The following is an 11,123-nucleotide window of genomic DNA, read 5'->3' as shown; positions in this document are numbered from 1 at the left end:
CTGTCCAGCACCCAGGTATACACGCACGTCTCGATGGAGCGGCTCGCTGCGACGTATCGGCAGGCACACCCGCGCGCGTAGCCCAATCGCGTTCTACATCCCCAGCAACTCAGTGCCACCGGCTAACTACCACGGCAGCAGCACCGGCCGCGAGTAGAAGTACTGCAGCGGGTTCACGTACGCATCGTCGACACGCACCCCGAGGTGCAGGCATTCCGCGAGGCAGTGCCCGCCCCCTGCGACCTGCCCGATGGCCTGCCCACGGGCGACAGCGTCCCCCTCAGCGAGCCCGTTGCCTGCCTGCTCGAGGGGCTCAAAGGACACGACCGTGCGCGAATCGACGCGGATTGACAGCACGTGCCGGTCGGCGACCCTGCCGACAAAGCTCACGGTGCCTGCGACGGGCGCACGAGCCCCATCACCAGGCGCAGCGGGAAGGTCGATGCCACGGTGACCCGAGGCATACGGGGTCGGTGGCGGACGGTACTCGCCTGAGACCTGCAGCGGCGATTCGAGCGGCGGCAACCAGTATTCGCGGCCGCCAGCTGACGCTGCCGGCAGTGCGGCCGTCAGGACGAGCGTGACAGCCGCCGCAAGGGCTCGCTGGGCGCTCCGAATGAATCGTTTCGCAGGAAGCAGCACTGAGATCATTGCCCCAGTCTGCGTCGCGGCTCCCGGCCGCCTCGCGAGACTCCACACAGCATGAGGCCTTTCGGCCCAATCTCGCTCCGTCCACGAATGTGGACAACGGTCAAACGGTCGGGGCAGCCCCGTATCCGGGGATCCCCACCATCAGCTACAGCGGCTATTCGTCGAGCGACAGCTCCTGCGGCAACTTAAATTCGCGAGCCGACAGCTCTTCCACGTTGACGTCCTTGAATGTGAGTACGCGCACCGACTTCACGAAACGGTCGGAACGGTACACATCCCACACCCACACGTCACCCATGGTGAGTTCGAAGTAGAAGTCGTTTCCGGCGTCGTTCCGCTTCAAATCAACCTCGTTGGCGAGGTAGAAGCGGCGCTCGGTTTCGACTACGTATCGGAACTGACTCGCGATATCGCGGTATTCGCGAAACAGCGCCAGCTCTGCATCGCGTTCGTATTCCTCAAGATCGTCCTCATTCATCACCCCCATCCTATGCCGCTTCGGCGACACGCGGGCACCACTCCCTCCAGCTTGACTGATTCGAACATATGTTCGAATATGGTCGCATGAGTTCCGCAGCTTCGCTTCCCGACCTGCGGCAGCGCATCACCGAGATGCAGCCGCTACGGATCGACGAGCGCGCGCTGCCGACGACCCCCGGGCTTGGCGCACTGCTGCCCGGCGGGGCGTTGCGCGCCGGTGCCGCGTATTCGGTGCAGGGCTCGTGGCAACTCGCCCTCGCGTTCCTCGCGGAGGCGTCACAGGGCGGGGCCTGGTGCGGCGTGCTTGGCTGCCCAGGGTTTGGTGCGGAGGCAGCTGTCTCGCTCGGCATCGCGCTCGACCGTTGCGTACTCATTCCCGAGCCTGGCAGGCACGCCCTCACCCTCGCCGGCACGCTCAGCGAGACGCTGTCGATCGTGGTCGCGCGCTTCGATACCCGTGTGTCCCCCGCCGACATTGAACGGCTCGCTGCCCGGCTGCGCGAGCACGGCTCTGCACTCGTCGTCGTCGGCGAGTGGGCCCGCAGCGAGTCCCGTCTCTCCGTGGTTGCCTCGCGCTGGACGGGCCTCGGCGCGGGGCACGGCACGCTCACTGACCGCGAGCTCACCGTGCGGTCGGAGGATCGCCGCGGCACGAAACAGCACTCGGTACGGTTCGAACGCGGCAGCGTGTCCGTGGCTCGCACGCAGCCGGCACCGCTGCGCGCGCTCCGGGCGGTGTGACGGTGCCTCCCGAGCGGGTCATCGTGTTGCTCCTCGCCGACTGGCCGCAGGCGGGCGAGGCCGCAGCCGAGGACGCTGGCGAACCGCGAGACTTTGCGCCCGTGTTCGCGAAGCTCACCGAGCTCGTACCCGAGATCGAGCAGCTGAGCCCCGGGCTCGTCGCGATGCGCGCACGCGGGCCGGCGCGCTACTACGGCGGTGAACGTGCCGCGGCGGCTGTGCTGCTCGAGTTCGCGCGCGAGGAGGGCCTCGGCGCGGCGCTGGTTGGGATCGCAGACGGCCGCTTCGCCGCCGAGCAGGCAGCACGCCTGAACCCGCCGCTCGCCGATGGCGTGCGTGTGGTCGAGCCGGGCGAGTCGGCGGCGTTCCTCAGCGAACTCCCGGTGGCCTGCGGCACCGACGAGCGGCTCGGGCAGCTACTCCCGGGGCTCGGCATTTACACGCTGGGGGCGTTCGCCGCGCTCCCCGAGGATGCCGTGCGGGCGCGGTTCGGGCCGGCGGGTGTGCTCGCACACCGCCATGCGCGTGGTGAGGATGCCGAGCGGGGTGAGCCGATCCGCGCGCAGCGTGCCGCACGCGATTTTGCGTTGCACCTGGACTTCGAGCCGCCCATCGCTGGCACCGAACAGCTCGCGTTCGCCTGCAGCGCGCTTGTCGAACGGTTCATTGCTGCGCTCACCGAGGAGCGGCTCGTGTGCACGTCGCTGCGGGTGACGCTCACCGATGACATCGGGATCAGGCACGAACGGGACTGGGCACACCCGCGGTTCTTCTCGCCGCAGGACACGCTCGCGCGGCTTCGCTGGCAGTCGGAGACGCTCGTCGCTGGCCTTGCAGGGGCGGCCGGCGAGGAACGCGCAGGGGCCGGGATCGCGGCGGTGCGGATCGCGCCCGTGCGCACCGACCGGGTCGCGTCGCACGAGCCTGGGCTGTGGACGAGCGGGCCCGACGAACGCGTGCACCACCACCTGAGCCGTGCGCAGGGGCTGCTCGGTCCTAGCGGGGTTGGCACGGTCTCGCTCGACGGCGGACGACTGCTGCTCGAACGGCAACGGTTCACGTACTGGGGCTCAGCGCCACGCCGGGAGCGAGCACCCGGGCCGTGGCCTGGAGCGCTTACCGCCCCGCTGCCGAGTCTCGTGTTCGATCCGCCGCTGCGCGCGCGGCTGCTCGATGCGGCCGGCGCTTCCGTCGGCATTGACGCCGAGGAGCTGCTCGCGGCGACGCCGCACACGCTCCGGGTGGAGGCGCGTGAGACTCCGGGAACGGTGCGCGGCTGGTCGAAGCCGTGGCCGGTGCGGGAACGCTGGTGGGAGGGCAGGCCCGATCGTTTCCGGATGCAGCTTGAGCTCGATACCGGCGATAGTTGGTTGCTGCTCGCGACCGTGCGCGAGACCGCCGTGAGCTGGTTCGCGGAGGGCCACTATGACTGACAGTCACGGCACCGCGCCAGTCGAGTATGCGGAGCTGCACGCGCACTCCCACTACAGCTTCCTCGACGGCGCGTCCTCCCCCGAGGAGCTCGTCACCGAGGCGCGCAGACTCGGGATCGCGGGCCTCGCCGTCACCGACCACGACGGCTTCTACGGCGCGCCCCGGTTCGCGGAGGCCGCGCTCGCCGCGCCGGGGTTCCTCACCGTCTACGGCGCCGAGCTCACCCTCGGGCTCGATGCCCCGCAGCTCGGCGCAGCCGACCCCGCGGGCACCCACCTGCTCGCCCTCGCCCGTGGCACGGCCGGCTACCACCGGCTCGCCTCAGCGATCACCGAAGGGCAGCTCGCCGGCGGCGAGAAGGGCCGCCCCGTCTACGATCTTGAGGAGCTTGCGGGGGCCGCGGACGGCAACTGGGCGATCCTCACCGGCTGCAGAAAGGGTGCGGTGCGGCGGGCGCTCGCGCAGGGCGGTACATTCGGCCAGACTGCCGCGCGCGCCGAGCTCGACCGGCTCACCGCGCTCTTCGGGTACGACAACGTGTTCGTCGAGCTCACGAACCACGGGCACCCGGGTGACGATGAGCGCAACGCACGGCTCGCGGCGCTCGCTTCCGAGGCAGGGCTGCCGACACTTGCGACGGGTGCGGTGCACGCGGCGACCAGGCCCGAGACCCGCACCGCCGAGGCGATGGCAGCGGTCCGGGCGAGGCGCAGCCTCACCGAGCTCGATCCGCATCTGCCTGCCTCGGGGGCCGCGCACCTGCGCAGCCCGGCTGCGATGCTCCGTCACTTCGCTCTGCATCCCGATGCCGTCGCCCGCACGGTGCCACTCGCGCGCGAACTCGCGTTCTCGCTCAGGGAGGCGACGCCCCGGCTCCCCAAGCTCGATCTCCCCGAGGGGCACACCCAAATGAGCTGGCTGCGGGAGCTCGTCTGGCAGGGCGCCGCGGAGCGCTACGGTGCCGGTCAAGACGCCCTCGATGCGCCACGCAGAGAGCGGATCGAACGCGAGCTCGACGTCATCGAGCAGCTCGATTTTCCCGGCTACTTCCTCATCGTGCACGACATTGTGCGAGAGGCGCGATCGCGCGGGATCCTCTGCCAGGGGCGCGGCTCCGCCGCAAACTCAGCAATCTGCTACCTGTTGAAGGTCACCTCGGTCGATTCAATCTTCTACGGTCTGCCGTTCGAACGCTTCCTGTCGAGCCTGCGCGAGGAGGAGCCGGACATCGACGTCGACTTTGATTCCGAGCGGCGCGAGGAGATGATCCAGTATGTGTACGCAACGTACGGCAGGCGCAACGCCGCGCAGGTCGCGAACGTCATCACGTACCGCCCGAAGGCGGCGATCCGCGACGCGGCGAAGGCGCTCGGCTACAGCCCCACTGAGCAGCGGGCATGGACGGCGAGCATCAGCCACCACGACGACTTCCCCGAGGTCAGTGATTCGCAGGCCGACGGGGGCGCGGCCGAGCACACGCCGACCCCGGTCCACAAGACCGGGAACGCGCGCGACGCTGGCAGCGAGCGGACACAGCGAAGAGAACGCCAGGGCAAACCGGGCAATACCCCGGCCGACGACCCGCGTTCCCCCTACGCGGCGATCCCGGAGCCCGTGCTCCGACTTGCAAGCGAGTTCAAGGGGGCACCCAGGCACCTCGGCATCCACTCGGGAGGCATGGTGCTCACTGAGCGACCAGTCGGTGAGGTCTGCCCGATCGAGCACGCACGCATGGACAACCGCACGGTGTTGCAGTGGGACAAGGACGACTGCGCAGCAATGCGGCTCGTGAAGTTCGACCTGCTCGGCCTCGGCATGCTCAGCGCGATCGATAAAACGCTCCGCATGGTGACGGCGGCAACCGGCGAGGAGTGGACCTTCGACACGATCCCCAAAGAAGAGGCCGGCGTCTACGACATGCTCTGCCGGGGCGACGCGATCGGTGTCTTCCAGGTCGAGAGCCGTGCCCAGCTCAACACCCTGCCCAGGCTCAGGCCTCGCAGCTTCTACGATCTCGTCATCGAGATCGCGCTCATCCGGCCAGGCCCGATCCAGGGTGGCGCGGTGCACCCGTACCTGCGGCGCCGAGCTGGGAAGGAGGAGATCACGTACTCGCACCCGAGTCTCGAACCGGTGCTCGCGCGCACGCTCGGGATCCCCCTCTTCCAGGAGCAGCTCATGCAGATCGCGACGACCGTCGGCGGGTGCACGGGCGAGGACGCGGATCTGCTGCGGCGTTCCATGGGCTCGAAGCGCGGCAAGGAGCGCATGGATTCGCTGCGCGAGAAGATCTTCGCCGGCATGCGCGCCAACGGCATCGACGGCGAACAGGCGCAGCTCGTGTACACCCAACTCGAGTCCTTCGCCGACTTCGGATTTGCCGAGAGCCACTCGATCAGTTTCGCGCTCATCGTGTACGTGAGCTCATGGCTGAAGCTGCACTACCCGGCGGTGTTTCTCGCGGGGTTGTTACAGTCGCAGCCGATGGGGTTCTACTCGGCGCGCAGCCTCGCCGAGGACGCGAAGCGGCACGGTGTTGCCGTGCTGCCGCCCGACGTGCAGCACTCGGCGGTGCACGCGGGTGTTGAATCCGACGGCTCGGCAACCCCATTGGCACCGACCGGGTTTCCCGAGTGCGCCGCGCACGACCAGCCGCAGGTCGGCCCGTTCGACGACACCGCCCCGGATACGAGCGGGAAGCATCGCCGCGACGGCCGCTTCGCGGTGCGGCTCGGGCTCGCCGAGGTGCGCGGGATCGGGGCTCGGGTGGCCGAGCGGATCGTTGCGGCCCGCTCGAACGGGCCATTCGCCGATCTCGCTGATCTCGCCAGGCGGGCGGATCTCGACAAGGAGCAGCTCGAGGCGCTCGCTTCCTCGGGTGCATGCGCGGGTCTCGGGCTCAGTCGCCGCGACGCGCTCTGGGGCGCGGGCCCGGCTTCCGAGAACCGGGATCGGTTTCTGCCGGGTATCGCCGTGTACGTGCAGCCGCCGCTGCTCCCTGTGCTCACCGATGCGGAACAGACGTCGCTCGATCTCTGGACGACGGGGGTCGCAACCGGCACCCATCCGCTCGCACTGCTGCGAGAGACGTTGGACGCACGCAAGATCATGCGTTCGGACCTCGCGCGCACTGCCGCAAACGGCTCCACCGTCGCCGTCGCCGGACTCGTCACCCACCGGCAGCGGCCCGGCACAGCTGCCGGTGTGACGTTCATCACGCTCGAGGACGAACGCGGCACGGTAAACATTGTCGTGTGGGCAAAGGTGTGGCAGGCACACCGGTTCGTGGCGCAGTCCTCACCGGCACTCATCGTGCGCGGCGTAGCGGACAGCTCTCCCGAGGGGGTGTTCAACGTCATCGCTCACAGCTTCGAGCCGCTTCCGGCGCCGCAGGCTATCGCGTCACGCGACTTCCGTTAGCTATGCTGGCGAGGTGAACACTTCTACTGCTTTGCTCACGGATCACTACGAGCTGACCATGGTCGACGCCGCGCTGAAGGCCGGCACTGCGCACCGAAACAGCGTGTTCGAGCTGTTCGCGCGCAGGCTCTCGGGGGCGCGACGCTACGGCGTCGTCGCCGGCACCGGGCGCCTCCTCGAAGCCATCACCGACTTCCGTTTCGGCGATGCCGAGCTCGAGTTCCTTCGCGCAAACAACGTCGTCAGCGCGGACACCATTGACTGGCTCGCAAACTACAGGTTCACCGGTGACATCTGGGGCTATCCCGAGGGCGAAGTGTTCTTCCCTGGCTCCCCAATCATCACGGTTGAAGCGAGCTTCGCGGAGGGCGTCATCCTCGAGACGCTCGCCCTGAGCATCATGAACTACGATTCGGCGGTCGCGACCGCCGCATCACGCATGGTCTACGCGGCGAACGGCAAGCCCCTCGCCGAGATGGGTTCGCGCCGCACCAGCGAGCGCAGCGCTGTCGCTGCGGCACGCGCAGCCTATGTAGCCGGTTTCAGCGCGACCTCGAACCTCGAGGCCGGCCGCAGCTACGGGATCCCAACGATGGGCACCGCCGCGCACTCCTTCACGCTGCTCCACGACAGCGAGCGTGAGGCCTTCGAAGCGCAGATCGCGGCGTTCGGCCCGGACACCACGCTGCTCGTCGACACCTACGACACCGAACAGGGCGTCCGCACCGCGGTCGAGGTTGCCGGCACCGGGCTCGGCGCCGTACGCATCGACTCCGGTGACCTTCCCGTAGTTGTCGTCGAAGTGCGCGAGCTGCTCGACTCGCTCGGTGCGACACACACCCGCATCACCGTCACGAACGACCTCGACGAGCACACGGTTGCGGCGCTCGCTGCCTCCCCCGTCGATTCCTTCGGGGTCGGCACCTCCGTCGTCGTCGGGTCCGGCAGCCCAACGATGGGCATGGTCTACAAGCTCGTCGCCCGCGAGGACGACAACGGCGAATGGGTGTCCGTCGCCAAGAAGAGCACCGACAAAGCCTCCGTCGGCGGGCGCAAGAGCGTGCGCCGACTGCACAACGCCCGCGGCGCTGCACGGGCAGAGCTCGTCTTCCTCGGTGACGGCCCGGGAGGCGAAGCCGAGGGCGCGGATGTTGCAGAGAGCAGCCGCGAGGTGCTCGAGCATCTCGTCATCGGCGGCGAGGTGCAGCCGCAGTACGTTGGTGCGGACGGTATCGCGCTCGCCCGTGATCGCCACCGCGAGTCAGTCGCGGAGCTCCCGCGTGTCGCGATGAGCCTCACCCGAGGCGATCCGGCGATCCCAACCGAGTACCGCTAGGACCGGGGCACCACCGCTCCGCGGAGGCATCACCTACGCGAAAACCCATCACTGTTGACGTCACAGTGATGGGTTTTCGCGTCAGCGGCATCGGCTAAGCGCGCGGTGGCGGTGGAATGGGAGAAACTACTTCTTCATCCGCTCGTAGACCTTCTTGCAGTCCGGGCAGACCGGGAAGCGCTCGGGATCGCGTGACGGCGTCCACTTCTTCCCGCACAGTGCGCGGACTGACTTGCCCGTGACTGCAGACTCGACAATCTTGTCTTTTGGCACATAGTGAGAAAAGCGCTCGTGGTCGCCATCCTCAATCTGCGAGTCCTCGAGAAGCTCTTCTAGTTCGCGATCGAGAACGTCGAGGCCGCCACCTGTTTCCGGTGCGTTACGCGAGAAAATACCCATACCGACATTCTACCCGCTCGAGCGCGGGAACGCCCGGCGAATGTGTTAGTCGAAGATCTGCGTGACCGCGAGAATCTCAGGCCCCTGCTTATCGAAGATGCGACCACCGATCGCCACTCCGCCGAGGAGCACCGCGAGGCCGAACCCGATTCCGAATAGGAGCGCCCACATGTTGCCAAGGAATGAGACTTCGGCGATCGCGACGGCCGATATCCAGACCGGGGCGATCGAGAGCACCAGTGCCACGAGCATGGAGATCGTCTGCGAGGTTCCCGAGCCCGAACCCGACCACTGCGGCTGCACGAACGGGCTGTCCCCCGGCCGGGTTGCCGGGTACGGCATGAGCGCCGAAAATACGCTCGCGACACCCGTCGCGATACACAGGACGCCGATATTCATACCGATCACAGCTGGCAACACCCGCCAGTCCCCCATGAACGTCACCGTGATACTCGACCCAATGATCGCCGCTGGGACGCCAAAGAAGAGCGCGGGAGCGAGCCTGCCGGCGCGGTCTGCCCATCCCTTGATACCGCTCGCGACGTGCTCCCAGATCGCAGTCGAATCCATCGCGATGTCGTTATGTTGCGCCCAGCCGAGCAACAGCATGAAGATCGGCAGCGGGAGTGCAGCGGCAAGCCGAACGTCGGCGCCGGCGATGAGGAACGCGGCAACGATCGCCGCCGGCGCGATAGGCAGCGCAATCAGGGCGATGCGGTACCGCGGGTCGCGTTGCCAGTAAGTAAGCTGACGAGCCGCGATGACCGGAGCAGGCCGCGCAGGGAAACGTTCGAACCAGCCGAGTCCGCGGCGTGCACTGAGCACGTCACGAGGACGCTCGATCGAGCGCAGCGACCTGCTCGTGATCCCGAACCACGCGATGGCGAGCAACACGATCGTCGAGCCCACAACCGCGAGGCGTGTCGCGGCTGTCGTGAGGTCTCCCGCGCTTGCATCGGCAATCGCCGCGAAGGGGGCACCGAACGGTGTCCAGGCAAGCACTCCGGCGGCGTCAATAAGCACCTGGTTCGTCGCGGATCGCAGGCTCTCCGCGATCACAAACACCAGGAGCGGCAAGAGCGCAATCGTCAGCACGCCACCGGTCAGGCGCAGTCCCCCTGCGTACCGCTCACCGACGATGAGCTGCGCCAGCCCGGAGGCAAACCGCACGGCGACGATCGCGAACAGCGCGGCGAGCACGAGCGCCAGCGGCGCGATACCTCCGCTCGCCTGCCACTCGGGGCGAGCACACCAGAAGGCAACGAGCCAGACCAGCATCACGAGGAACGGCCAGCTCATCACGGTGGTGACCAGCAGCCCCCAGGCGACGCGTCCGGCGCCCGATGGGAACTGTGCGAACTGCCTGGGCACCAGGTTCCGTCGGTTGTCGAAGAATGGCACGAGCAGCGCGGCCGCGAGCACGACGCCACCGATCATCACGTCGAGCACGGTGCGCAGCGATCCCGGCGCCGTCAGCCAGGACGTCACGAACGGAGCGAGTGCTGCCGCAGCGAAGCACAGCAGAATGAGGATGGCGACGCGAATCCCTCGCGTGACCGAGCCTCGGAAGAGGCCCCCTGCTGCCGCTACTCGGAGTCGGAAGAGCCGTGCAACCACTGCAGCCCCTTCTGCGACTCGTCGACACCGGTGAGGGCGCGGAAACGGTCTTCGAGGCTGATGCCATCGCGGACCGCATCGACGGTGCCCTGCGCGATAACGGAACCGTCAACGATGATGACGACGTGGTCGCACACCCGCTGGATGAGTTCGAGGCTGTGGCTCGACATGACGACGCTTCCGCCACCGCCAACGTACTTTTCGAGGGTGTCCGTCACATTTGCGGCAGAGACGGGGTCAATCGCTTCGAACGGCTCGTCGAGTACCAGCACATCGGGGGCGTGAATCATCGAGCATGCAAGGGCAATCTTCTTCTGCATACCCGCGGAATAGTCGGAGACCAGTCGGTCGAGCGCAGATTCGAGCCCGAACGCCTGAGCCAGTTCGGCACTGCGCTTGGCGACCTCAGCCTCGGCGACGCCGTGCAGCACGCCAGAGTAATAGAGCAGCTGTGCACCTGTCAGGCGGTCAAAGAGTCGGAGCCTATCAGGGAGCGTTCCGATGAGGCGCTTCGCAGCTGCCCCGTCAGCCCACACATCGACGTCTCCCACGGAGACTCGGCCAGAGCTCGGGCGCAGCAGCCCACTAATCATCGACAGCGTCGTCGTCTTACCCGCACCGTTCGGACCGACGACACCGGTGAGTGATCCCGCGTGCACTTCAAACGACACTTCGTTCGCCGCGACCGTGCTCCCGTAGACCTTGGTCAGCATCTCGGTGCGGAGCACCACGGGGTTCTGCTCGGCGATGCGTCCGCGCTCTCGCGCCCGCACGACCGACGGGGTCGGCACCTCAATGCGGTTTCGCGCCGGAGCTGGCGCCGCAGGCGCGTCACTTGATTCCGGAGCCGCTACCTCGCCGGGCGCAGCCGTGCGGCTTCGCCGCACACGCGGTGCCGCGGGGGCGCTCACAGGAGGCGGCACCTCGCTTGAGGGTGCGGGGGAAGCGGTTTCAGCAGCGCCGAACCCCACGTCCGGCAATGCATCAGACGACGATGACGGGGTTTCTGGCAGCACCCCACTAACCTACCAAATGAACGAGGGTC

Annotated in this window: 9 protein-coding genes; 4 read left to right on the top strand and 5 right to left on the bottom strand. The window is 67.7% G+C overall.

Annotated features, from left to right (window positions below; translation table 11 throughout):
* Window positions 1–126: 126 nt before the first annotated feature.
* The gene (locus AUL38_RS02555; RefSeq protein WP_059058985.1) at window positions 127–651 is read right to left on the bottom strand and encodes a M23 family metallopeptidase; all 525 of its coding nucleotides are present in this window, start codon (window positions 649–651) and stop codon (window positions 127–129) included.
* Between the two features lie 154 nt (window positions 652–805).
* Window positions 806–1,129, bottom strand: a complete 324-nt coding sequence (locus tag AUL38_RS02550; RefSeq protein ID WP_059059047.1) for a DUF2469 domain-containing protein — start codon at window positions 1,127–1,129, stop codon at window positions 806–808.
* A gap of 86 nt (window positions 1,130–1,215) precedes the next feature.
* Between AUL38_RS02550 and AUL38_RS02545 the strand changes: the two genes are divergently transcribed.
* Genes AUL38_RS02545 through AUL38_RS02530 form a run of 4 tightly spaced genes read left to right on the top strand, consistent with a single transcriptional unit; the run spans window position 1,216 to window position 8,062 of the window.
* Complete coding sequence (locus AUL38_RS02545) at window positions 1,216–1,872, top strand: hypothetical protein (RefSeq protein ID WP_059059045.1); 657 nt, start codon at window positions 1,216–1,218, stop codon at window positions 1,870–1,872.
* A gap of 2 nt (window positions 1,873–1,874) precedes the next feature.
* Window positions 1,875–3,305: a DNA polymerase Y family protein gene (locus AUL38_RS02540; RefSeq protein WP_153006436.1), complete on the top strand. Its 1,431-nt coding sequence runs from the start codon at window positions 1,875–1,877 to the stop codon at window positions 3,303–3,305.
* Window positions 3,298–6,726 carry an error-prone DNA polymerase gene (locus tag AUL38_RS02535; protein WP_059058981.1) on the top strand — a complete coding sequence of 1,143 codons (3,429 nt, stop codon included), beginning with the start codon at window positions 3,298–3,300 and terminating at the stop codon, window positions 6,724–6,726. The genes AUL38_RS02540 and AUL38_RS02535 overlap by 8 nt, the downstream gene beginning before the upstream one ends.
* Before the next feature lie 13 nt (window positions 6,727–6,739).
* Window positions 6,740–8,062: a nicotinate phosphoribosyltransferase gene (locus AUL38_RS02530; protein WP_083506527.1), complete on the top strand. Its 1,323-nt coding sequence runs from the start codon at window positions 6,740–6,742 to the stop codon at window positions 8,060–8,062.
* Between the two features lie 126 nt (window positions 8,063–8,188).
* Here AUL38_RS02530 and AUL38_RS02525 read toward each other — a convergent pair whose 3' ends face one another.
* From AUL38_RS02525 to AUL38_RS02515, 3 genes are read right to left on the bottom strand one after another with little or no spacing between them, the layout of a single operon-like run.
* The gene (locus AUL38_RS02525) at window positions 8,189–8,461 is read right to left on the bottom strand and encodes a DUF3039 domain-containing protein (RefSeq protein WP_059058979.1); all 273 of its coding nucleotides are present in this window, start codon (window positions 8,459–8,461) and stop codon (window positions 8,189–8,191) included.
* A 45-nt stretch (window positions 8,462–8,506) separates the two neighbouring features.
* The gene (locus AUL38_RS02520) at window positions 8,507–10,078 is read right to left on the bottom strand and encodes a hypothetical protein (RefSeq protein WP_059058977.1); all 1,572 of its coding nucleotides are present in this window, start codon (window positions 10,076–10,078) and stop codon (window positions 8,507–8,509) included.
* Window positions 10,048–10,989 (bottom strand): ABC transporter ATP-binding protein, encoded by a 942-nt coding sequence (locus AUL38_RS02515; RefSeq protein ID WP_235590572.1) that lies wholly within the window; start codon window positions 10,987–10,989, stop codon window positions 10,048–10,050. The genes AUL38_RS02520 and AUL38_RS02515 overlap by 31 nt, the downstream gene beginning before the upstream one ends.
* Window positions 10,990–11,123 lie beyond the last annotated feature (134 nt).

The organism is Leucobacter sp. G161 (assembly GCF_001482305.1).
Classification (GTDB): Bacteria; Actinomycetota; Actinomycetes; order Actinomycetales; family Microbacteriaceae; genus Leucobacter.
Note: the sequence above shows the minus strand (reverse complement) of the source record. Positions and strands in the feature narration are given on the sequence as shown.